The organism is Emticicia agri, assembly GCF_004168285.1.
Classification (GTDB): Bacteria; Bacteroidota; Bacteroidia; order Cytophagales; family Spirosomataceae; genus Emticicia; species Emticicia agri.
The window spans coordinates 1-22,439 of record NZ_SEWF01000069.1 but is presented as its reverse complement, the minus strand read 5'-3'; the positions used below and the strand labels follow the sequence as shown (position 1 = coordinate 22,439).

At 38.5% G+C, this 22,439-nt stretch carries 21 protein-coding genes; 6 read left to right on the top strand and 15 right to left on the bottom strand.

Annotated elements, in window-relative coordinates; genetic code table 11:
• Positions 1–129 precede the first annotated feature (129 nt).
• The gene (locus EWM59_RS25170) at positions 130–1,119 is read left to right on the top strand and encodes a transposase (RefSeq protein WP_130021068.1); all 990 of its coding nucleotides are present in this window, start codon (positions 130–132) and stop codon (positions 1,117–1,119) included.
• Positions 1,120–1,169: 50 nt separating this feature from the next.
• Here the strand turns inward: EWM59_RS25170 and EWM59_RS25165 are convergent, their stop codons facing one another.
• Together EWM59_RS25165 and EWM59_RS25160 are read right to left on the bottom strand one after the other, a co-directional pair.
• Entirely contained in the window at positions 1,170–2,450 is a 1,281-nt protein-coding gene (locus EWM59_RS25165) for a type IX secretion system plug protein (RefSeq protein WP_130023999.1), read from the bottom strand.
• Positions 2,451–2,692: 242 nt separating this feature from the next.
• Positions 2,693–3,358, bottom strand: a complete 666-nt coding sequence (locus EWM59_RS25160; RefSeq protein WP_130023998.1) for an ABC transporter ATP-binding protein — start codon at positions 3,356–3,358, stop codon at positions 2,693–2,695.
• Between the two features lie 179 nt (positions 3,359–3,537).
• Between EWM59_RS25160 and sucC the strand changes: the two genes are divergently transcribed.
• Positions 3,538–4,758 (top strand): ADP-forming succinate--CoA ligase subunit beta, encoded by a 1,221-nt coding sequence (gene sucC, locus EWM59_RS25155; protein ID WP_130023997.1) that lies wholly within the window; start codon positions 3,538–3,540, stop codon positions 4,756–4,758.
• A gap of 212 nt (positions 4,759–4,970) precedes the next feature.
• On the opposite strand, the gene EWM59_RS25150 is transcribed toward sucC, so the two are convergent.
• The 11 genes from EWM59_RS25150 to EWM59_RS25100 all read right to left on the bottom strand — a co-directional run bounded on the left by EWM59_RS25150 (position 4,971) and on the right by EWM59_RS25100 (position 14,157).
• Positions 4,971–5,321, bottom strand: a complete 351-nt coding sequence (locus EWM59_RS25150) for a heavy-metal-associated domain-containing protein (RefSeq protein ID WP_130023996.1) — start codon at positions 5,319–5,321, stop codon at positions 4,971–4,973.
• A gap of 30 nt (positions 5,322–5,351) precedes the next feature.
• Entirely contained in the window at positions 5,352–6,389 is a 1,038-nt protein-coding gene (locus tag EWM59_RS25145) for a YncE family protein (protein WP_130023995.1), read from the bottom strand.
• Between the two features lie 59 nt (positions 6,390–6,448).
• Positions 6,449–8,704 (bottom strand): TonB-dependent receptor, encoded by a 2,256-nt coding sequence (locus EWM59_RS25140; protein ID WP_130023994.1) that lies wholly within the window; start codon positions 8,702–8,704, stop codon positions 6,449–6,451.
• 53 nt (positions 8,705–8,757) lie between these two features.
• Positions 8,758–9,507 carry a heavy-metal-associated domain-containing protein gene (locus EWM59_RS25135; RefSeq protein ID WP_130023993.1) on the bottom strand — a complete coding sequence of 250 codons (750 nt, stop codon included), beginning with the start codon at positions 9,505–9,507 and terminating at the stop codon, positions 8,758–8,760.
• 61 nt (positions 9,508–9,568) lie between these two features.
• Positions 9,569–10,156, bottom strand: a complete 588-nt coding sequence (locus tag EWM59_RS25130) for an AraC family transcriptional regulator (RefSeq protein WP_130023992.1) — start codon at positions 10,154–10,156, stop codon at positions 9,569–9,571.
• Positions 10,157–10,422: 266 nt separating this feature from the next.
• The gene (locus EWM59_RS25125; RefSeq protein ID WP_130023991.1) at positions 10,423–10,869 is read right to left on the bottom strand and encodes an HYC_CC_PP family protein; all 447 of its coding nucleotides are present in this window, start codon (positions 10,867–10,869) and stop codon (positions 10,423–10,425) included.
• Positions 10,870–10,938: 69 nt separating this feature from the next.
• Entirely contained in the window at positions 10,939–11,283 is a 345-nt protein-coding gene (locus tag EWM59_RS25120) for a tRNA-binding protein (protein ID WP_130023990.1), read from the bottom strand.
• Positions 11,284–11,889 carry a M949_RS01915 family surface polysaccharide biosynthesis protein gene (locus EWM59_RS25115; protein WP_130023989.1) on the bottom strand — a complete coding sequence of 202 codons (606 nt, stop codon included), beginning with the start codon at positions 11,887–11,889 and terminating at the stop codon, positions 11,284–11,286.
• Positions 11,890–11,902: 13 nt separating this feature from the next.
• On the bottom strand, positions 11,903–12,748 hold the full coding sequence (locus EWM59_RS25110; protein WP_130023988.1) for an HAD-IIA family hydrolase: 846 nt from the start codon (positions 12,746–12,748) through the stop codon (positions 11,903–11,905).
• Positions 12,749–12,779: 31 nt separating this feature from the next.
• Entirely contained in the window at positions 12,780–13,823 is a 1,044-nt protein-coding gene (locus EWM59_RS25105) for a hypothetical protein (RefSeq protein WP_130023987.1), read from the bottom strand.
• Positions 13,824–13,839: 16 nt separating this feature from the next.
• A complete protein-coding gene (locus tag EWM59_RS25100; protein WP_130023986.1) occupies positions 13,840–14,157 on the bottom strand; it encodes an MmcQ/YjbR family DNA-binding protein in 318 nt (105 codons plus the stop codon).
• Positions 14,158–14,321: 164 nt separating this feature from the next.
• On the opposite strand from EWM59_RS25100, the gene EWM59_RS25095 reads away from it, so the two are divergent.
• Positions 14,322–17,063, top strand: a complete 2,742-nt coding sequence (locus EWM59_RS25095; protein ID WP_130023985.1) for a DUF1553 domain-containing protein — start codon at positions 14,322–14,324, stop codon at positions 17,061–17,063.
• Positions 17,060–18,541 (top strand): DUF1501 domain-containing protein, encoded by a 1,482-nt coding sequence (locus EWM59_RS25090; protein WP_130023984.1) that lies wholly within the window; start codon positions 17,060–17,062, stop codon positions 18,539–18,541. The genes EWM59_RS25095 and EWM59_RS25090 overlap by 4 nt, the downstream gene beginning before the upstream one ends.
• A 125-nt stretch (positions 18,542–18,666) precedes the next feature.
• Here the strand turns inward: EWM59_RS25090 and fumC are convergent, their stop codons facing one another.
• Both fumC and apaG read right to left on the bottom strand, forming a co-directional pair.
• Positions 18,667–20,067 carry a class II fumarate hydratase gene (fumC, locus tag EWM59_RS25085; RefSeq protein WP_130023983.1) on the bottom strand — a complete coding sequence of 467 codons (1,401 nt, stop codon included), beginning with the start codon at positions 20,065–20,067 and terminating at the stop codon, positions 18,667–18,669.
• A 244-nt stretch (positions 20,068–20,311) separates the two neighbouring features.
• Positions 20,312–20,704, bottom strand: a complete 393-nt coding sequence (gene apaG / locus EWM59_RS25080) for a Co2+/Mg2+ efflux facilitator ApaG/CorD (RefSeq protein ID WP_130023982.1) — start codon at positions 20,702–20,704, stop codon at positions 20,312–20,314.
• A 206-nt stretch (positions 20,705–20,910) separates the two neighbouring features.
• On the opposite strand from apaG, the gene ung reads away from it, so the two are divergent.
• Both ung and EWM59_RS25070 read left to right on the top strand, forming a co-directional pair.
• Positions 20,911–21,576, top strand: a complete 666-nt coding sequence (gene ung / locus EWM59_RS25075; RefSeq protein ID WP_130023981.1) for a uracil-DNA glycosylase — start codon at positions 20,911–20,913, stop codon at positions 21,574–21,576.
• A 178-nt stretch (positions 21,577–21,754) separates the two neighbouring features.
• Positions 21,755–22,439, top strand: a 685-nt coding sequence (locus tag EWM59_RS25070; RefSeq protein ID WP_130023161.1) for a transposase, incomplete at its 3' end; no start/stop codon positions are given.

Below are 22,439 nucleotides of genomic sequence, written 5' to 3'. Positions count from 1 at the left end.
TTGGTAAAATATATCTGGAGTGATGCTAATAGCCAACTTACCCACTTCATGCGATTATGGACAGTTCACTGGGACATAGATCTCTTCAAACGATGATGTTATAAGCATGAAATAAACTATTTTAAAACAATGACTATAAACAAACAGTACATAGGTATCGATGTGGGAAGCCATGAGTTAGTCATCGCTCAGGGCTTAAGTCAAGCTTCATCCAAATTCATCAAACTTCCTGTACAAACTATCGACAATACTATAGAAGCTATCAATCAGTGGATTGAGACACTTGGTGAAAATGTACATATTATTTTTGAACAAACTGGTACTTATAATCTTCCATTAAGCTATGCTTTAACGCTTCATGAGATTACTTTTAGTGTAATCACTCCAAGCCAAAGCAAAGGGTTTGTCAAAAGTATGAAAGTTACTCATCAGCATGATGGAGTGGATGCAGCCTTATTAAGCTTGTATGGAGCCAATTATCAACCTGCTCCCACCAGTATCGAAGATGAGCATTTGCATCATCTCAGACAAAAAAGGAAACATTTATCCACTTTAATGACTCAGAAACAAGCCTATGAGAATCAACTTCATGCCTTGTCTTTTGACCCAAGAGCTGACAAGTTAGTCATTGAAAGTTTAGAATTATTGCAAATGACCTTGCAAATACAAATCACTAAATTTAAAGAGGAACTCTTTACTTTAGATGATGACCAACATAAACACTTGTTTGGTTTAATCAAATCAGTAGTGGGTATCGGTGATGCCTCTGCCAATGCTTTGATTATCGCCAGTGATGGGTTTAAGAACTTTAGCAATGTCAAGCAAGTACTTAAGTTCTTAGGAATTGTTCCCATCGAAAAACACTCCTCCAAAAGTGTACACAAAAACTATGGGCTGGCTAAAACCGGACTGGGTTATGTCAGAGCGATTCTTTATATGGCTGCCCGAAGTGCTAAAAAATATAACCTGGCCTGTGTGGCTGTTTATCAAAGGCAAAGAGCCTTGGGTAAAGCTCACAAAGTCGCTATGATTGCCGTGATGAACAAATTAATCAGACAAGTTTTTGGGGTGGTTAAAAACCAAACCTTGTTCGTCAATGATTTTGAGTTTGCCAAATAATATTTCGACTTTTTATTGACTTTTAACACAGTTCATCACTCAATTCTTTATTATCGTCTTTTATTAAAATCAACTATTCTATAACTTATCAATTTCTCTGAGCGGGCTGTAACAGGTTTATGATAAATAAAGATTTCGTAGGTATTTTCTGTTTCGGCAAAGTTTCCTTCAAACGCTGCTTCATCGGGTTTGCCATCTTTTACCATTACAAAATCATAATTATATACCCCTTGTTTCAGTTGTATAGTGGCCGTATAACCGCCGAAATTATTATCGTAGGCCATTTCATTGTTTTTATCCAGATGCCAGTTATTAAAGCTGCCATTCACATATACTTTTTCGTTCGGATTCAGTTCTTCGCTTTTCAGTCCGAAAGTCATAAAAATATAGTCCGCCTCGGTTTCTGATTTATTGCCTTCACGGTTGTCTATCACAAACATTCCATCAAAATCATTGGATTCTATGTAAATAGCCTCACTGCGGTCTCTCTGGGGCGAAACCCACATATCATCTTCCTTTCCACGCTGAATTTTATCAATAAACAGTCCACGGTTGTAAGTACTTCTTGAATCAAAAAAACGGTATTCATTCGTACCGGGAAAAACATTTTCATCATCGAAAAAGCGAAAATCTAACTGATTGGTAGAGTTATTAACACTGAATGGTTTCAGGTTTTTTACCACTTTATCCCAACGATAATTCTGACGGATAATGATTTTAAACTCATCTCTTGGCGACATTACATTATAAGCCCCATAATTCACCTGTAAATCAACCTGCTGGTGGGTTTTATATTTAGCCGGATTTTGTGCCTGACGCACCGTAGCCATCGAACTAACCCCATTTTCATACACCATAAAACGGCGTGACAGCATTATATCGTCACGGCGTCGGTCTTTCCATACTACCACCAGATAATTGCCCGAGAGCAGCATTTTTGGCAATTCAATCTTGTAATGATAGAAAGGTACTTTGGTATTTTGGGAAACCTGATAATCGTTAATAATCAGGTCGTTATATTCGGGCATATATTCAATTTCTGACAGTACAGATTGTTTCCAATCCATGCCACAATGCAGAATTTTTACATGGTACTGCTGATAACTTGGATTCAAATCATCGAATTCGAGCCAGAGACTATTGTTATCATTTAATTGTACAACCGGAGGGTTCAGGCTTTTAGCAGGGTCAGAAACATTGCCTACCAATGGATATAGCTGTACTGACTTAATGTTTGGCTCATAAGAAACATCTTCAAACCGAAGCTGTTTGGTTTGTGCAGCAAGCCAATGTATCGGGAAAAGGAAAGTTATTAAAAGGAGTTTTTTCATAAAATGTGTCAGTCTTGAACTATGCCGCGACGGCGGACCGTTTTAACTGATTAAATGATTTCGCTGATACTTTATTGTCTTGAAGTAAATTGATTTTATTAATAAAAGTATTAATTACTATTCTTTTATTATTTGAATCATAATTGAAATAGTTTACTTAATCAGCGAAATCATAAAATCAGCTAAAACGGTACGCCGTCGCGGCACAGTTCAAGACAGTTGATTAATCACAAATCACTCAATCATAAAATCTGCCCATCCTGCATCACTAATTTTCTATCCGACATATCGGCCAGATGTTCGTTATGGGTAATAATCACAAAAGTCTGATTGAATTTTTTTCGTAATTCAAAAAATAAATGGTGTAATTCTTCGGCATTTTTAGAGTCGAGATTTCCGCTGGGTTCATCTGCAAAAACTACTGATGGAGAATTGATAAGGGCCCTTGCTACTGCCACACGCTGCTGTTCTCCACCGGAAAGTTCTGAAGGAAAATGTTTTACTCTTTGTCCCAAACCAAGTAGTGTAAGCAACTCGGTAGCTTTTTTCTCAACCTCTTCTTTATCTTTTGCATTGGTCCGGCTTTGTTGAATCCATGCCGGAATACAGACATTCTCTAAGGCTGTAAATTCTGGCATAAGGTTATGAAACTGAAAAATAAAGCTGATTTTTTCGTTACGGAAGCGAGCTAATTCTTTGTCTTTCAGCGAACTGTAATTGACATCGTCAAGCAATACTTCTCCCGAGTCTGCCTTGTCGAGTGTACCTAATATATGCAGTAGGGTCGTTTTTCCGGCACCGGATGCTCCTACAATTGAAACAATTTCGCCCTGATTGATGGTAAGGTCGATTCCTCTTAATACCTGCAGATTTCCGTAGCTTTTTCTTATGTTTTTTGCCTGTAGCATATACTTATTTATAGGGCGATTCTGTAGAATCTACAATCCTTTTTCTTTTAATTACTATTTTGTGTAAACGATTTAAAGTATCGTATGTCATCATTTAGCAAAGTAAATGATATTTGATTGATAATTAATAATTGTTCACTAAATTAGCGCAAATTTTATAACCTCTAAAATCACTTTACATGAACGTTCACGAGTATCAAGGTAAAGAAATACTAAGCCGTTATGGTGTACGAATCCAACGTGGGATAGTTGCCGAAACCCCTGAGCAGGCCGTAGCCGCTTATAAGCAAATTGCCGAAATGACCAATTCTAAATTTGCAGTGGTTAAATCACAAATACATGCAGGTGGACGTGGAAAAGGTAAAATTGTAGGTACCGAACAACGTGGTGTGCAATTAGCTAAGTCAGCCGAAGATGTAGAACGTATTTCTTCTAACCTTTTAGGAAATGTATTGGTTACGCTTCAGACCGGAGCAGAAGGCAAAACTGTTAATAAAATACTTATTGCAGAAGATGCGTATTATCCTGGCGATAGCGAACCTAAAGAATATTATATGGGTATTTTGCTTGACCGTGGCAAAGCTTGCAATGTTATTATGGCCTCAACCGAAGGCGGTATGGATATTGAAGAGGTTGCGGAGCATCATCCTGAAAAAATCATTAAAGAGTGGATTGACCCACGTGTAGGTTTACAGGCATTTCAGGCTCGTAAAATCGCTGATAAACTGGGCTTAACAGGTGAAGCCAATAAAGAAATGGTGAAGTTTGTAGGGGCACTTTACAAAGCTTATGTAGAGTCTGATTCATCAATGTTTGAAATCAATCCGGTTTTGAAAACATCAGATAATAAAATCTTAGCAGTTGATGCCAAAGTAAATCTTGATGATAATGCGCTATACCGTCACCCGGATTTGTCGCCGATGCGTGATAAACTGGAAGAAGACCCATTAGAAGTAGAAGCATCGGAAAGCGACCTGAACTATGTGAAACTCGATGGTAACGTGGGTTGTATGGTAAATGGTGCAGGATTGGCAATGGCTACAATGGATATTATTAAATTATCAGGTGGTGAGCCTGCCAACTTCCTTGATGTAGGTGGTGGAGCAAATGCTAAAACGGTTGAGGCTGGTTTCAGAATTATTCTGAAAGACCCAAACGTGAAAGCTATTCTGATTAATATTTTTGGTGGTATTGTGCGTTGCGACCGTGTAGCCACAGGGGTAGTAGAAGCTTACAAAGCTATCGGCGAAATTCCTGTACCTATCATTGTTCGTCTGCAAGGAACAAATGCAGCAGAAGGTGCCAAAATTATCAACGATTCAGGCTTAAAAGTATATTCAGCTATTTTATTAAAAGAAGCCGCTGAATTGGTAGAGAAGGTGTTGAAAGAAAGTAAATAATTTACGTTTCCGATAAAAAAGCAAAAAGGAGGTGTGTGAGCATCTCCTTTTTGCTTTTATTGATTGTGATTGTCTGAACTTTGATTTAACTGATTGAATGATTTTTATGATTTTATCTATGGCAAATTCATCAATATATCACTAAAATGTTCTATTAGTGTAATCATAAAATCAGGTAAATCACAGTTCAAGACGAACACGAAAATCAGTTATCAATCCTTATGCGGTGCGGCAGATTTCTGGCAACAGCCTGGTAAGGCATCATGTGCTTTCTGGTCAGCTATTACTTCATCTGCATCATAACCGATTTTTGAAATCGCATTTTTAATTTTCTTCGGATTGGTTTTCTTCGGGTTATAGATAACCGTTACTACTTTATCGTCTAAATTAAGATTCGAACCTACGATGCCTTTGGTTACCCCTAAGTCACGTTCGATACGTTTTTTGCACATACCACAGATAGCCGAGGTCTTCAGTTTCACTTCAGCCGTTTTTGGTGGGTCTTCTTTGGTAAAACCACTGAAAATAGTCGCAAAAAACAGGATAAATAAGATGTTCTTCATTTTTGTGTATTGTTTGGTTATATAAAACGATTACTCTCTTAAAACAATTCCATTGGGATTTAATCCTACGGGAATATCGGTTACTTTCTCATGTGTAGCCGTATTAATGACGGACACTGTATTGCCTCTCTGATTAACTACGTAAGCCGTTTTTCCATCTTTAGAAAAAGTAATGGCATGGGCATCATTGTTAGTAACAATAGATGATTTTAAAGCCCATTTTTCATTTTTAAGTTGAAAATAAGCTACTTTATTACTCCCTGCCTCACATACCCAAAGCTCATTCAACAATTGGTTGTAGGCAATTTGCCCCGGTTTAAAATCTAAATTGATGTAATCAGTTTCAGACGCATTCAGGGTTTCGGGGTCAATAATATCGATGGTATTCAAGTTCTTGTTTTCTACATAAATATTCCCATCACTGGCAGCCCATACATTAGTCGGGAATGGTGCTACCTTTATAAATTTCTCCACCTTTTTCAGTTTCGCATTTACTGCTACTACAAAACTGCTTTCGGCTAAAGCTACAATCACATAATCACCGTTTTTAGTAAATACCACTTCTGAGGGGTCTGCCCCTAAAGGAATTACGGCTTTCTGAACACCAGTATTGGCATCAAACACATACATTTCGCCTGAATGATTGGCAGAAGCCGTCCATATTTCAGTATTATCAGGCGAAAACACGGCGTTGAAATTGACTTTTTCTAAAGGTATTTTCAACAGGCTTTTGCCATTCAGGGCATCAATCACAACTACACCTCCCTTTTTATCGGTTGCCTGATGTAACAAATCATGGCTTAAGGTAAAATCAAATTCAGGTAGGGCAACTGACAATTTTTTTCCGTCCGGCGATAACTGAATATGATGCGGGAATCGGCCTAAATCGGTTAACTGTATGATTTTCTTAACCACTCTTTCGTTCAAATCAATAATTGAAACTGTATTGCTTCCGCCATTGACAACATAAGCCGCCGGGAAATTAATATCTTCAGTTTTTATTTCTTCTTTGGGTTGACAAGAAAAAAGCAATAGAATTAAACAAAATACCTGATAAATTTTCATCATATAATTAATCTCTTTCGTTTTTTAACGCATAATACCTTTCGAATGGTATTAGCCAAACGTTAAATTATGCCCCCTAATTTATACCTTGTTCCAAAATAAATGATTCTGCCTACCACAGGACCCCATGCACTACCTGCGTCAAATCTTGTTCCAAATGGAGTATCTGGTGTGATAATCGGATTTTTCTGGGTAAAGTTATTCAGGTTTTCTCCGCCAACGTATACATCCCACCGACGGAACGACCTTGAAACCTGTGCATTGATATTGACAAATGCCGGAGCATATTGTATAGGCATACTCTCATAGCTCGTGTGCTGATAGCTGGGCGACAGATTAGGCACACGGCGAGTACCGTTGTACTGTAAGGTAAAATCCCACTTCCATTTGTCGTAAGGCAGCGCATACCCCACATTAAATAGTACCCGGTCTCTTGGAATAAACATTTTTCTGACCGTAATATCCTGATTAAAAGGTTTACCTATCGTATTCCAGACATCGGTATAACGATACGCTACTTTAAATTCGAGGCGATTGACTGGTATTAAGTTTAACTCAATCTGTGCTGAGTTTGCATAGTTTGCTTTGGAGTTCCAACTACCCTGTGAATTGTAGAAATACAAAAATTGCGGGTGTTCTGTATCGGCTATCAACTGATTAACAAAGTTGGTACGATACACATCAACAATCAGGCTTGATTTACCAAAATGTCGGGTATAACTAAAACCGTAATTCCAGGCAATCTCGGGCTTGATTCTATCCAGAAACCGTACAGTTCTTGAACTGACTAAATTGCCAAAATATTCAGCAAACGGGTTTGGGGTTCTGAACCCTTTTCCTGCTGAAATACGTAAAGCATTATCAGGGTTAATATTATACAAAACATGCAGGCGGGGCGTGAAAATAGTGCCATAAAGGTTATGAAAATCGGTTCTTGCTCCGACAACTGCGGTAAATTTATCGAGATATTTATAGGTATATTCAAAAAAAGCACCAGGAACTATCTCAGTTCTTTTCATCAGCGTATCAGCAAACCTTTCATGGTAATTATCATACAAGAAACTGATGCCCGTTTTATAAGTATGGTTGGTATTGCCTATAATATCCTGATAAATCAGATTTCCATAAATGGTGTTTTGTTTTCCGTCGTAAGGTCTGAAACCAAATTGTGATTTTGAATCATGAATTATACCACTAAGAATCAGCCCCAAACCCTTGTAAGGTTTGTTAGGAAACAATCGGGCAGTTTTAGAAAAAACCTCAACCCGATTCGTACTATTGGTAAAACGATAGATAATATCATCTAAAGCTAAAGGATTCTTGACAATTTGACCACCTAAGCGGTTATCATGCAAAAATTTCACTCCAAACTGCGCCATTAGTTTATCAGACTCATATTTCCAGCGATTGATAAAATTTACTTGTGTATATTTAGGTAAGTCATAGAAATTATCATGGTTTTTATCAATATTACTCTGTAAAGTAGAGCCATGTGTCAATAAACCAACCGACCATCTGGGTTTACCATTTTCAGATTTTAAAATCTTTGCCAGATTCAGATTTACTTCGCCACGCCCTAAACTATTTACATAGGTGTTCAGGTAAATTCTTTCTGAAATATCAGGTTTTTGAAGTTCAACATTTATCTGTCCGGTCATAGACTCATAACCATTCACAATAGAACCTGCCCCTTTACCTACATCAATAGATTGTACCCATGTACCAGGAATGTAGTTTAACCCGAAAGTAGTAGCTAAACCTCTTAAAGACGGAACATTCTCTACGTTCATCTGAACATAAGTACCTGCCAGACCTAATAATTGAATCTGCTTGGCACCTGTTACAGCGTCGGAATAACTCACTGATACAGAAGCATTGGTCTCAAAACTCTCTGACAGATTACAACAGGCGGCCTTAGCCAGCGCTTTTGAAGTGATAATCTCGGTCTGATGTGGTGAAAGTCTGTCAATAGCCGTAGAACCACTTCTGATTACCACTTCCTGCAACTGATTTTCTGACTTCAGATACACTTTCAAATCTGTTTCGTTGGAAATATTTAATGTATCAGACTGGTACCCTACAAAACTGATAATTAATTGACCGGATTTGGTGCGGGGTATTGAAAACTTGCCCTCAATATCTGTTTGTGTGGCTACTTTAGTGCCTAACCAGTGCACCGTAGCACCTACAATAGCTTCTTCTTTTCCATTAGTATTGTCAAGTACTACTCCGGTTAAGTTTTGGGCGAAACCTGCGGTAGTGAACAAAACCAATGTAAAACAGATGCTTATATATATTATCTTTTTTAAACTTTTCATTTGCCTCTGATTTTTTGAAATCAAGATTAATTCCTATTTCTTAGCGTTGTGTATTAGTAAACAAACAGCATTGCGGCGGCCATACCCACCATTAATAAATCTTCAATAATGGTTACGGTACTCATGGGTAGATTAAATACTGCACCCAGACATGCACAACGAATTTTTTTGTTATCAAGCACGCTTTGGATAACCCCTATAGAACTAAAGCCCATTACCACTATTGTGGATATGTTGGTTGCCTGCGGCTCAAAATTTACTAAATAAGCCACTCCTAAAGCTAATTCAATAAACGGATAAATGAACCCATACACGGGAACTTTCATGGCCAGTAAATCATACATGGCATAGCTTTCGGCAAAGCCTTTTAAGTCTAAAAATTTGAAGAAAGAAAAGACTAAGAAGAAACCAGCCATAAAGTGATTCATGAAGTGCATGCCACTGAAATGAGCTACTTCAAAAATTCCTGCATGAAACGCTGTCAAAGCCGACACTCCTGTAATGAACGCAAAAATCAGTAACAAGGGCTTATAGGTGGCAAACCAGCTTTTGGGTGGTTCTTCTACAAAAGCCGATGCATATACAGGCGTAATCGCTTTTTCAGTAATGGTATATTTAGGATACGGCTTGAGTGCTTCCTGAAATTTACTGACAGGAATATGCTTCTCCATTTCAACTGTTGCTGTATTATTGGCTTTGTCGGGTTTAACAGATTTCACCCCTTCTACATTGCCTAATACGTGCTGTATCTTATATTCGCATGCCTCGCAGGTCATGCCTGTAACTTCATAGGTATGTGTCATTGTTGTAATTAGTTAATGATACAAAGGTAGGGGAGAGCCCCGACCAGAGCGTTACAGAATTTTACACGAGACTTACATGATTTTTAACTGAATCAATGGATAGACGGGTATTCAGATTATTTCGTTTGAATTCGCTTGGAGAAATTCCTTCTACCTGCTTAAACTGGTTTGATAGATGCGCCACACTGCTGTAATCTAAAGCCCAGGCGATTTCTGAAAGGCTTATTTCGCCGTTGAGCAATAGTGCTTTGGTACGTTCTATTTTTTGTGCAATAATGTATTTTTCGATAGTTGTTTTCTCGACTGACGAAAACAAGTGGCTCAGGTAGGAGTATTCATACCCTATTTTTTTAACCAGAAAATCAGAAAAGTTCTGCGAAGCAGGTTTCTCTCCTTTATTGTGGTGTATCTCATTAATGATTAAATGTTTAATACGTTCTATTACGGAAGCCTTCTGGTTTTCTATTAATTCAAAACCCTCTTTTTGCAGTGTATTTTGTATAAGGTTATACTGAATAGTATCACTCGTCAGATTAATAGTAGCCATACCTAATTCAACCTTTGATACACTCAGCCCAATTTTTTCGAGTTCCTCACGTACAACACGCACACAGCGGTTGCACACCATATTTTTTATTAATAATTGCATAGATGTCATGTTAAATAATGAAGAAATAGAGTATGTTTAAATTTTGTTATTCTGACCGAAAAGGACAGATTTTTTAGATAGACAAGGCACATTTTGCAGTTGTAGCCAGCAGCTACATCGAAAAAATGTAACGCAGGATAGCTGAAAAAGATGCCTTTGAAGGTAGAATTACAATTTTTAAACATACTCTTAGCTACGGGAAAAGCAGCATAAACGCAAAAACCACAAATCGTCAAGATTTGCGGAAACCTGATTATTTAACAATATCAAATCAAGAAAGATTGCTTGGCGGTAATAATCTGCCTGCCATCGGTATTAGGCGGAGAAGTATTGCTACTGGCTAAAGAAGAAGACTGACTTTTGAAAATGGTTTCAATAATAGTTTTAACCATTTCGTGTAAAGTAGCCTTAAACCAGTCTAATGAGGATTGTGTGAATTTGGCTACAAGTTGAGAGACAGAAGAAGAGTATTCTACGTTTTCGTATTTTTCTTCTTCAGTACAACAAGAAGATTTTTTTACAATAGCATTCTTGTTATTGAGCGGGAAATGCTTTGCTTCATTTACTGAACAGCATAAATCACCTTTTTTGTGAAAAGAAGTCGTTTTCCCTTTCACAATACATGAATGTTCAACAAAACCAAAGCCAGTGCTTGACAACAGTACAACTACTGCCATCATAACATTGAACAACCGGAATAATGTCTTTTTCATGATTGTATGAGTGAATTATATACAAATGTAATTAATTGAATCGAGACTTGCAAGATAATCTTACAATTTTTAAGCCAATCGGCTACCATTGGGGACTTTTCTTTCTGCCTCTGCCAGTACCACTGCGCCATCGTCTAAAATGAAACCTGTAGTAAGTACTTCAGACATAAAATCAGCTATTTGTCGGGGCGGGAAGTTACAGACACAGATAACCTGTTTGCCTATCAATTGCTCTTTTGAGTAAAAATTAGTGATTTGTGCCGATGAACGTTTAATACCTATCTCTGGCCCCAAATCTATTAGTAGTTTGTAAGCAGGCTTGCGAGCTTTCGGAAAATCATCTACCTGAATAATGGTCCCTGCTCTTAGCTCCACTTTTTCAAAGTCTTGCCAACTGATGGTTTCTTTTTCCATTTATTCATATTCGTGTTCAAATTTACTCCACAAGGCAATGGCTTTATCCTGAATAGCTTTAGGCAAGCTCTTAAATGCAGTATCAGGAGTCATTTCTCTGGGTGTTTTAAACTCTTTGATAATCATTTTGCCCCTCATGGCCGCTTTATTCCCATTTTCTAATACCATTAATTTCAAGCCTGACGGACTTACATCGCCTTTACATCCGGTTTTGTATAGAAACAAGACTTCAGCAAAACCGTTCTTATCCAAATCGACCACTGTAAACGAATCAGCAAACAGGCTTAACTGATTATCTACCGGACAATCTCTTTCAAAGTCGGTAATTTGTCTCAACATTTTAGGGGCTTTACCCGTACTTTCTACAAAATGCTCTACCCAGAGTTTTTTGGTGGTATAATCGTCTTTTGTATTTTCTTCGGTTGTGGCAATGATATAGTTTACCCCATTTTTATCGGTAAACTGAATACTTTTTACTACTTCAACCCCAAGAATATTAAATTTTTTGAGCGTTTCAGGTGAGATTTTCTGTACAGTAATAGTCTGGGCAAGGGCTGATAACCCTGCTAAAATAAAAAATGTGATATTGAGAAAGACCTTTTTCATTAGATGTTTTAGATTATTCAACGGTGGCTGACTCACAAATATAAGTTGGTATGATACCCGAACTCTGGATTTTTACTTCGGCATCTTCTGCCTGAGTATTACCACTCAGAACAAGAACAGTATCTAACCCGAATTTATTGCCGCCTAATATATCGGTATGTAAAGTATCGCCTACCATTAAAATGTCTTTTTTCTCAATAGCAGCATTTTTGATATGGTCGTAGGCGAAGATAAACATCTGGGAGTCAGGTTTACCAAAACCCACAAATTGTTTGCCTACTATTGATTCAATCATGGCAGACAGCCCACCCATAGCAATGGCTATTTCTTTTTTTGATACCGGATAAGTGGCGTCTGTATTGGCTACAATTACCGGAATATTTTTTCTACGGAGTAAATTAATGGTTTTGTTTAAATCTGTTTTCCAGTCGAAGCCCTCATCGTCAAGAAAAGCCAATGCCTGAATATCAGACAGATGGCCTAAGTCGAGCTCACTGATAGGAACAGCCTCAAGTCCTAAAGTTTCGATATAATAGGCAGAATCTTCAGTACCTAAAAACACTACTTTACCTTTCTTTACTTTTTGTCTGAGATAATCCATCGCAAGCATGCCGGACGAAATAATATTGGTTACTACAATATCAGGAATACCCAACTGATGGTAGGAGTCTGCCAGTTGTTGCGGTTTTCGTGAGGCATCGTTGGTAAGTATATAAAATTCTTTGTTAGTGTCTTTCAGGTATTGAAAGGTCTTTTCTACACCCGGAATCAGGCCATTATAATTTTTCAGAACACCATAAGCATCAAAAAATATGACTTTGTATTTATCAATCACTGATTTGAAATCATGAATCTTCATCTATGTAAAAAAGGTAGTTTGGTTAGAGTTATTAAATATTTAAGGCTTTAAGTATTTTTTCAGCATTAAATTCTTTATCAATTGATGGGAAGTATATTTCATAAGCCTCTCTTTGCAATTTAGTGGCATAGGTACGGTGAAAGAAATATCTACCGTATTTTATTACATAATTCAATATAAAGAAACGGTAGGCTTCCTTCATGAAACGTACTTCATTTTCAGTCAGGGGGTATACTTTGTGGTATTCCTGCAAAAAAAGAATAAAACGGTCTTCCATCAGTGGACCTATATAATAACTGAAAACGGTTCTGTCACCTGCATCAGAAACCACACGGCTAAAGAAATAAAAATCCATGACCCGGTAACTGATTCTGAACCAGTCGTAGTCCCAGCGGGAGTATAGTTCCAGATTTTTGGTTACCGAAAAATTTCCGATATTCCAGTCCATAAAAACAGGCATTGTTTCTACGGTTTTGGCCACCAGTTTCTGACGATTCTCTAAAAATATCTGACACTGTTCTTTCAGTTGTTCTATGTGCATCCGATGCTCAAACTGCCCGACATCAGTATCCAGAAAGTTTAGTAAATCCTGAATATCTGACCTTAAAGTTTTTGACGCTTTAGGCAAAACCGTACTTACCCTTGCACAGGCTTTATGAAATTTTGCTATTTCTGTCCCTAATTTTCTGATAAGGTCATCGTCTAACCGACGGGGCAATCGGTGCAGGTTTCTGATGGGATTATAGAATACTACCCAGGTATCTATGGTGCCTTCTCGAAAGCGATAGGTATAAACCTCATTATCTTTGACGAGGGATTTAGCCAGCACATTTTCGAAAGGATACAATAAGTTATTGGATAGCGCATGAATAATCTGATGGTCTTCCTTGAAGTGCTCGTAAGTGCCAAAGTAAGACAACTTGGCAATAATCATATCGTCGTTATCAAACCTTACCCTGAAAACGTGGTTGGTTGAAACTTTGGCACTAATATCTTCTATGTGGGCAATGGTTTTTGAATTATCAAAGTTTGCCCAGGCTATTTTTATAATGCTCGGATAGTCTATAATTCTCATAATTTATGGCAAAAGGCTATTTTTTCTTGGTTACCTCTTTATAAGCAGTTGCTAAGGCATCGGCCAGCATCTCTTTTTCTATCAGGGTCAGCTCAAATAATGTCCACCCTTGTTTACCCCATTTGTTCGGCACCGGATAAACAATAGATTTATCAAACGAACAGAAAACCGACTGGTCAATCTCAGATAGTTTCAGACAGACTCGCTTGTCAAGCGCAGCATAGGTAGCAAAGATTTTTTTCTTTGTTCTGAACGAGGTTTTTTCAAAATGAGGTTGCTCTACGGTGTCGGGAAAAGAAAGCGCTAACGCTCTTAAAGTTTCTTCAGTTACCATTAGCTGAAACATTTTTGTTAAGATGCTCAAAGATATTAAGACTTTATGATTTTAAGCAGGAAGCGGATAGTAGTTTTTACGGGTATTGAGGTATAATAATAAAAAAACTTGTATTCATATCATTTTTTCAAGATATTCGGGAGTATTTTCATTAAACCAACGAAATGAATTCTCAGAGATTCACCTGGATTAGCCTTCTTGCTGCTGTGCTTATAGCTGCCGCTTCTGTTTATCATTTCACCAGAGAGAAAATCAGTTATAATGAAGAAATCCGGCCTATATTCAATAAGAAATGTATTGTTTGCCACGGAGGAGTAAAAAAAAGTGGCGGATTCAGTCTGCTTTTCAGAGAAGAAGCATTAGCAAAAGCAAAGTCGGGCAAATTTGCCATTATACCTCATGATGCCGCTAATTCTGAATTGGTTAAACGACTGAAAACCCACGACACAGAAGCCCGGATGCCTTTAGAAGCCGAACCCCTGAGCAATGAAGAAATAAGCAAAATAGAAAAATGGATTAACGAGGGTGCTAACTGGGAAGACCATTGGTCTTATATTAAACCTGATGCCTCTATCAGTCCGCCCAATATCAGTGATAACTGGGTAAAGAATGACATTGATAAATTTGTGTTGGATAAACTGAATCAGGAAGGTTTGAAACATTCTCCTGAAACAGATAAAACTACACTGCTAAGAAGATTAAGTTTAGACCTGATAGGACTGCCACCGACCATTGAAGAAACACAGGCATTTCTGAAAGATAGTAGTAGTAATGCTTATGAAAAACAGGTTGAAAGATTATTGAAATCGCCTCATTTTGGTGAGCGTTGGGCAACCATGTGGCTTGATTTAGCCCGCTATGCCGACTCAAAAGGGTATGAAAAAGATTTAGACCGCAGTATCTGGCAATACCGTGACTGGATAATCAGGGCTTATAATGACGATATGCCTTTCGACCAATTTACCATCAATCAGTTGGCAGGTGATTTATTGCCCAAATCAAATGATATTACGGCAAAAGATATAGAAAACAGATTGATAGCGACTGCTTTTCACAGGAATACAATGGCGAACGATGAGGGGGGAACCAATGATGAAGAGTTCAGAAATATGGCTCTTTTAGACAGGGTATCAACCACTTGGGAAGTATGGCAAGGTACTACCATGGCTTGTGTGCAATGCCATAGCCATCCTTACGACCCTTTCAGGCATAAAGAATTTTACCAGTCTTTTGCCTTCTTTAATAATACACAGGATAGAGATTTGTATAATGATAAACCTTTGCTAAAAACCTATTCTGCTGAAAAGGAGAAGGAGGTAAAGAAACTGCTAACCTGGTTGAAGAATGTAGAAAAGAACCCAACGCCTATTTCGCCGAATATACCTTTAGACAAGCAAAAGCAGGATTACCTGAAAAGAATGGGCGTTTACCGCATAGAAGCTGAGGACTTTGACAGTGCCAGCAGGCATATTGAATTGTGGAATAACCAGAAAACAATTATGCAGACTACTGATGGTGCCTATACAGTATATGAAGACGTGGACTTAACCAATATTACCAAAGTAACTTACGGATATCAGAGCGGTGCCGAAAATTTGTTTATAGAAATGCGACTCGGAAGCTCGGAGGGGGAACTAATTAGCAGGGTCGAAACTAAATGCAGTGAAGAAACTGTAAATGATGGCTGGTCGAGATGGAAAGACTATACTACTTCAAGCGGAAGTGTAAAACCAACCAATGGGGTGCATGATGTATATCTGGTCTATAAAAAAGGGAAAAATTTCTGGACAGACCTTATCCATCTTGACTGGATTGACTTTCATTCAAAAAGGCCATTAAAGAATAATTTCCCCAAGGCTTTCAGCGATTCGCTCGATAAACTGGCAAAAATTGAAAGTATCACAACGCCTGTAATTATGGAAATGATGCCCAGCAGGGCACGTAAAACCCATGTGTTTATCAGAGGAAACTGGATGGTACATGGCGAGGAGGTAAAACCTGCCATTCCGGGTTCATTGCCGGATATGAAAAATTACCCTAACAACCGATTAGGCTTTGCGGAGTGGCTGGTAAATAAAGAGAATCCGCTAACGGCAAGGGTCATGGTAAACCGTTACTGGGAGCAGCTATTCGGGAATGGCATTGTTGAGTCATTGGAAGATTTCGGAACAATGGGTGCCAAACCTACTCATCCTGAGTTGTTAGACTGGCTGGCTGTTCAGTTCAGAGATAAACAGCAATGGAGTGTGAAAAAACTGCTGAAACTGATGGTGATGTCGGCAACTTATCGGCAGTCGGAGATAGTGGATAAAGAATTATTAGAAAAAGACCCTCGCAATTTACTATTAGCCAGAGGCCCGAGAGTAAGACTTTCGTCAGAACAGATAAGAGACCAGGCTTTATTTGTAAGCCAGTTGTTGAATAAAGAAATGTATGGCCCAAGTGTTCGTCCGCCAAACCCGACAGATAATTCATGGAGAAATGAGCCTGAGAAAAACCTTTTCAGGAGAGCCGTTTATACCTATTGGCGACGTACCAATCCGTATCCGTCCATGATTACGTTTGATAGTCCTCAGCGAAACGTCTGTACTTCAAGACGCATTCGAACCAATACCCCTTTGCAGGCATTAACAACGCTGAATGATACGGTTTACTATGCAGCTGCGCAACATATTGCTTTGAAAATGAAAGAAGTACCAGGGCATAGGGTAGAGGAGAAGCTGAGAGTAGGATACCAATATCTATTCCAAAAAGCACCATCACCTAACAAAACCCAATTGCTATACCAACTGTATCAGGAAACTTTGCTTGATTTACGGAAGAAACAAAAGCAAGAAGCAGAATTAGGGGCTTTGACACTGACAGCCAATGCCATGATGAACTTAGATGAATTTCTGACCAAATGAATAGAACATCAGTTACAGAAGAAGCTTTTTTTGAGGAAGCAAAATATAATACCCGACGACATTTCCTGAAACAATGTACTTCAGGACTGGGTGGGCTGGCCATCTCTTCTATTTTAGGAGGATGCTTTGGTGAGTCGTCTAAACCACCGGTTGATGAAAATCCACTGGCAGTAAGACCTTCCCATTTTAGTCCCAAAGCCAAGCGGGTTATTTTTATGCACATGGAAGGTGCACCCTCACAATTAGAATTATTTGATTATAAGCCCGAACTGGCAAAATTAGACGGGCAACTTTGTCCGCCTTCATTGTTAGAGGGTAAAAGGTTTGCTTTTATTAAAGGTGTACCCAAGATGTTAGGGCCGCAGTCAACCTTTCAGCAATACGGGCAGTCTGGCAACTGGTTTTCTGATTATTTCAATTATCTGCCTAAATTATCAGATGAACTGACTTTTCTGAAAGCCATGCACACCGATGAGTTTAACCATGCTCCGGCTCAGTTATTTATGCACACAGGGGCATCAAGGGTAGGCAGGCCAAGCCTTGGCTCATGGATTACCTATGGTTTAGGTTCAGAGAACCAGAATCTGCCGGGCTATGTAGTTCTGGTATCGGGTTCAGAACCAAGTGCAGGTAAATACCTGTGGGGTAATGGATTTTTGCCTTCTGTGTATCAGGGAGTACAATGCCGCTCAAAAGGCGACCCGGTTCTGTATATCAATAATCCGAATGAAATAGATAGCAGTTTGCGAAAAAAATCTATTGAGACCATTAATAAAATCAATGAACTGACCTATCAGGAAATTGGTGACCCGGAGATTCTGACCCGAATTTCTCAATACGAATTGGCTTATAGAATGCAGGCAGAAGTGCCCGGAACAATGGATATTTCAGGAGAACCAGCCTATATTCATGAAATGTATGGGACACAGCCCGGCAAAGCAAGTTTTGCGAATAACTGTCTGTTGGCTCGTAAACTTTTAGAAAAAGGTGTGAGAGTGGTACAATTATTTGACCGCCGATGGGATAATCATGGTACTGATGCCGGAAGTGGTGTGGACATAGGTTTGCGAAGAAACGTTGAATACGTAGATAAGCCCATCTCGGCCTTAATTTTAGATTTAAAGCAAAGAGGATTGTTAGAGGATACACTGATAGTATGGGGTGGTGAATTTGGCAGAACCCCCATGATGGAAAACAGAGCAGGTGATAACAATACGCCTTATAAAGGCCGAGACCACCATGTAGATGCTTTTACGATGTTTATGGCGGGCGCAGGCTTAAAGAAAGGATATTCACACGGAGAAACAGATGAAATAGGCTACTATGGCGTAAAAGGTAAAACCCATATTCATGATTTACAGGCAACTATTCTTCATCTGATGGGTTTCAATCATGAGAAACTGGTATTTCCATTTCAGGGCAGAAATTTCAGATTGACAGATGTGGCAGGTAAGGTAATTAATGAGGTTTTGGCGTAAATTAATATAAAATACTCTGTGTTACTCAGTGCAAAACTCCGGGCTACTCCGTGGTAAAATATAGGAAACAAAAAAGCCTGTCTTTCTGATATTGATAGACAGGCTTTTTATGATTTCGGTTAAATTTATTTCAAACTCCCAACCATATCTTCCGGTTTTACCCAGGCATCAAATTCTTCGGCCGTCAGGTAACCTAATTTAATGGCCGTTTCTTTTAAAGTGCCACCATTTTTATGGGCTGTTTGTGCAATTTCAGCCGCTTTGTAGTAGCCAATTTTAGTATTTAAGGCTGTTACGAGCATCAATGAGTTATCTACGTGTTTTTTGATATTTTCTTTCAATGGCTCAATCCCTACGGCACATTTATCATTGAATGATACACAACCGTCACCAATCAGGCGTGCTGAATGTAAAAAGTTATAAATCATGACAGGTTTAAATACATTCAGTTCAAAATGCCCCATCGCTCCACCTACGTTAATGGCTACATCATTCCCCATAACTTGTGCGGCAATCATGGTTAGCGCTTCGCACTGGGTTGGGTTTACCTTACCCGGCATAATAGACGAACCCGGCTCATTGTCCGGAATAAAGATTTCTCCAATGCCTGAGCGAGGGCCAGACGACAACATTCTGATGTCGTTAGCAATTTTCATGAGGCTGACAGCTACGGTTTTCAAAGCACCATGCGCTTCTACAATGGCATCATGTGCAGCTAAAGCTTCAAATTTATTTTCAGCCGTTACGAACGGAAGTCCGGTAAGCGAAGCAATATGTTTGGCAACAGATTCAGAATAGCCTTGTGGGGTATTGATTCCTGTACCAACGGCAGTACCTCCTAAGGCTAATTCAGAAAGGTGAGACAATGTATTTTTAATGGCTTTTAAACCGTGATCTAACTGAGAAACATACCCCGAAAATTCCTGCCCTAAGGTAAGTGGCGTAGCGTCCATAAAGTGTGTTCTACCTATTTTCACCACTTCCATAAATGCTTTTGATTTTTCGGCAAGCGTATTGCGTAATTTTTCAATACCCGGTATTGTTACCCCAATCAGCATTTTATAGGCAGCAATGTGCATGGCAGTCGGGAAAGTGTCATTTGATGATTGAGATTTATTGACATCATCATTCGGATGCAAAAACTTGGTTTTATCGCCTAATTCACCCCCTTGCAATACATGTCCACGATACGCTATTACCTCATTGCAGTTCATATTAGATTGTGTACCCGAACCTGTCTGCCACACTACCAGCGGAAACTGGTCGTCTAACTTACCCTCCAGTATTTCCTGACAAACTGTACCAATCAAATCTGCTTTTTCTTTGGGTAATACGCCTAATTCATGGTTTGTCAAAGCTGCTCCGTGTTTCAGGTAAGCAAAAGCCCTGATGATTTCCTTAGGCATTTTATTAATATCCTGAGCAATCTTAAAGTTTTCAATAGAACGTTGTGTTTGTGCACCCCAATAAACATCAATCGGCACCTGAACTTCGCCCATTGTATCTTTTTCTATTCTGTATTGCATAGTTTTTTATGAATTAGATAATGTATTTAAAACAAATTTGCTGCAAAAGTAAATCAGAAAAAGACAGCCTGTTAGTTTTTTTTGTTTTTTTATCAATGCCACCAATAAAAAAAGCACGACTATACGTCGTGCTTTTATCTATGTACAATTGAGTCAATTTTTTTAAATCTCGGCTAAACAAAGCACAAAAACATTAGCTTTCAGTGTGAAACAGAAAGTAGAAACACCTGATGTTCTGGTAGTTTCAGTTTAATCTGAATGGAGCAATTAATCCAAACTCAGGAATCATTACCCTGAATTTTTTTCCATCAACCAAACGTTCCATTACATAAGAGCCTGTCATTTTACCGATAGAAGATTTCAGACTACAACCAGAGATATACTCGTGGCTTTGACCTGGTTCTAAAATAGGAGTGAGGCCAACTACGCCTTCGCCCTCTATTTCACGCACAGTCGCATTCGAGTCGAAAATAATCCATTTTCGTCTTTGTAATTGTACGGTGTTGTCGCTGTGGTTTTCAATTCGGATTCGGTAGCTAAAAACAAAATGTGACTGATAGGGGCTTGAATATTCTGGTTGATATTCAGTTAGCACACTAACCTTTACGCCCTCAGTTGATGCCGTAATTGTGGTCATAATTTATAGTAGATTCATCATAGGCAAGATTAATGCCTGTGTATTTTTTAACAATTTGGGATTTCGTTCTGTAAAGTAACAAATTTATATTATAATTGATATGCTAATGAAGCGTTTTTTTTGTAAAAAGTTCTTAAACGGCACCATTCTACAGGAAAAATGCTACTTTTGGCCGGAGTTGTCACTAAATCGACTTTATTATATCTATGGACGTTAAGATTGCAGAAAGCTGGAAAGACCGGCTAAAGGATGAATTTCAGAAAGAATACTTTCATAATCTGATTGAATTTGTGCGGAATGAGTATAAAAACGGGGTATGTTACCCGCCGGGCAGGCTTATCTTTAACGCTTTTGATAAATGTAGTTTTGAAGATACCCGAGTAGTAATTTTAGGACAAGACCCCTATCATGGCGCAGGTCAGGCCAATGGTTTGTGTTTTTCTGTCAACGATGGTGTTCCGTCACCACCATCTTTGAATAATATTTTTAAAGAAATACAGGACGATTTAGGCAAACCGATTCCTAAAAGCGGAAATCTTGAAAGATGGGCCAAACAAGGTGTACTGCTGCTCAATGCTACGCTTACTGTAAGAGCCGGAGCCGCAGGTTCGCATCAGGGTAAAGGCTGGGAACAATTTACCGATGCCGTTATCAGGTGCCTGAATGATGAAAAAGACGGCATTGTATTTTTACTCTGGGGCAAATACGCACAGGACAAAGGCAAAATAATTGACGACAAAAAACACTTTGTTTTGCGAGCTAAACACCCATCTCCTATGTCGGCCAATTATGGTGGCTGGTTTGGGAATAAACATTTCAGTCAGGCAAACAACTATCTGAAAAGCAGAGGGCTTGAGGTTATTGAGTGGTGATAATGTAAAGAAGGCTTACCAAAAATTTTGGTAAGCCTTCTTTACATTAGGCTCTCCTTTAATAGGGTAACGATTTGATTAGCAATATTTTAGCAAATAAATAAACCCCGAATATGCACGAACTTGACATATTTCGGGGTTTTTCGTATTTTTCTTCTGCTAAGAATTAAAAATACAGATGCAAGGTACATTATTTGATTTGGATTCTCCAAATTTTTCCAGATTGCACATTTTCAAGAATAAGACAGAATTAGGTGCGATTTATCAAACCATAGATTGGGTAGCTTTAGACAATCTTCTTCCAAAAAAGAAAACCAAAGTTGGTTCTCCTTCCATTTTACCACCACGAGGATATTTTGGTTTAATGTTTCTGAAGCATTATCTGAAACTGAGTGATGAAAAGCTATTAGAGCGATTAAATACTGACTGGGCTATACAAATGTTTTGTGGCATTCAATTGTGTGATAATCAAATGGTTCGGGATAATGCTTTTGTCTCTAATGCACGAACTTACCTGGCAAAGCATATTGATTTAGGCGTTTTACAACAAACCCTTATTGCAAATTGGAAGCAGGAAATACCTGATAAACAAGTAGTACTAATGGATGCTACCTGTTATGAGTCTTATATTCGCTTCCCTACAGATGTGAAATTACTTTGGGAATCTTGTCAATGGTTATGGGAAAAACAGATTCCCACCCTGTGTCAAACTTATCGAATCAAATTACCTCGCTCAAAGTTTAAAGACCAAAAGACTAAATATATCTCTTACAGCAAACTGCGAAAGAAAAGTTATAGAAAAACCAGAAGCAGGCAAAATGCTTTACTAAAATTGTTGGATAAAGGAATAGAAGCCTATCAAT

What these genes read in the sequence shown, in the direction of transcription:
- EWM59_RS25115 (WP_130023989.1), bottom strand. Translation starts at nt 11,889, where the DNA reads ATGAAAAAGGTCTTTCTCAATATCACATTTTTTATTTTAGCAGGGTTA.
- EWM59_RS25120 (WP_130023990.1), bottom strand. Translation starts at nt 11,283, where the DNA reads ATGGAAAAAGAAACCATCAGTTGGCAAGACTTTGAAAAAGTGGAGCTA.
- sucC (WP_130023997.1), top strand. Translation starts at nt 3,538, where the DNA reads ATGAACGTTCACGAGTATCAAGGTAAAGAAATACTAAGCCGTTATGGT.
- EWM59_RS25130 (WP_130023992.1), bottom strand. Translation starts at nt 10,156, where the DNA reads ATGCAATTATTAATAAAAAATATGGTGTGCAACCGCTGTGTGCGTGTT.
- fumC (WP_130023983.1), bottom strand. Translation starts at nt 20,067, where the DNA reads ATGCAATACAGAATAGAAAAAGATACAATGGGCGAAGTTCAGGTGCCG.
- EWM59_RS25140 (WP_130023994.1), bottom strand. Translation starts at nt 8,704, where the DNA reads ATGAAAAGTTTAAAAAAGATAATATATATAAGCATCTGTTTTACATTG.
- EWM59_RS25160 (WP_130023998.1), bottom strand. Translation starts at nt 3,358, where the DNA reads ATGCTACAGGCAAAAAACATAAGAAAAAGCTACGGAAATCTGCAGGTA.
- EWM59_RS25145 (WP_130023995.1), bottom strand. Translation starts at nt 6,389, where the DNA reads ATGATGAAAATTTATCAGGTATTTTGTTTAATTCTATTGCTTTTTTCT.
- EWM59_RS25165 (WP_130023999.1), bottom strand. Translation starts at nt 2,450, where the DNA reads ATGAAAAAACTCCTTTTAATAACTTTCCTTTTCCCGATACATTGGCTT.
- EWM59_RS25125 (WP_130023991.1), bottom strand. Translation starts at nt 10,869, where the DNA reads ATGAAAAAGACATTATTCCGGTTGTTCAATGTTATGATGGCAGTAGTT.
- EWM59_RS25095 (WP_130023985.1), top strand. Translation starts at nt 14,322, where the DNA reads ATGAATTCTCAGAGATTCACCTGGATTAGCCTTCTTGCTGCTGTGCTT.
- EWM59_RS25105 (WP_130023987.1), bottom strand. Translation starts at nt 13,823, where the DNA reads ATGAGAATTATAGACTATCCGAGCATTATAAAAATAGCCTGGGCAAAC.
- EWM59_RS25170 (WP_130021068.1), top strand. Translation starts at nt 130, where the DNA reads ATGACTATAAACAAACAGTACATAGGTATCGATGTGGGAAGCCATGAG.
- ung (WP_130023981.1), top strand. Translation starts at nt 20,911, where the DNA reads ATGGACGTTAAGATTGCAGAAAGCTGGAAAGACCGGCTAAAGGATGAA.
- EWM59_RS25135 (WP_130023993.1), bottom strand. Translation starts at nt 9,507, where the DNA reads ATGACACATACCTATGAAGTTACAGGCATGACCTGCGAGGCATGCGAA.
- apaG (WP_130023982.1), bottom strand. Translation starts at nt 20,704, where the DNA reads ATGACCACAATTACGGCATCAACTGAGGGCGTAAAGGTTAGTGTGCTA.
- EWM59_RS25090 (WP_130023984.1), top strand. Translation starts at nt 17,060, where the DNA reads ATGAATAGAACATCAGTTACAGAAGAAGCTTTTTTTGAGGAAGCAAAA.
- EWM59_RS25110 (WP_130023988.1), bottom strand. Translation starts at nt 12,748, where the DNA reads ATGAAGATTCATGATTTCAAATCAGTGATTGATAAATACAAAGTCATA.
- EWM59_RS25150 (WP_130023996.1), bottom strand. Translation starts at nt 5,321, where the DNA reads ATGAAGAACATCTTATTTATCCTGTTTTTTGCGACTATTTTCAGTGGT.
- EWM59_RS25100 (WP_130023986.1), bottom strand. Translation starts at nt 14,157, where the DNA reads ATGGTAACTGAAGAAACTTTAAGAGCGTTAGCGCTTTCTTTTCCCGAC.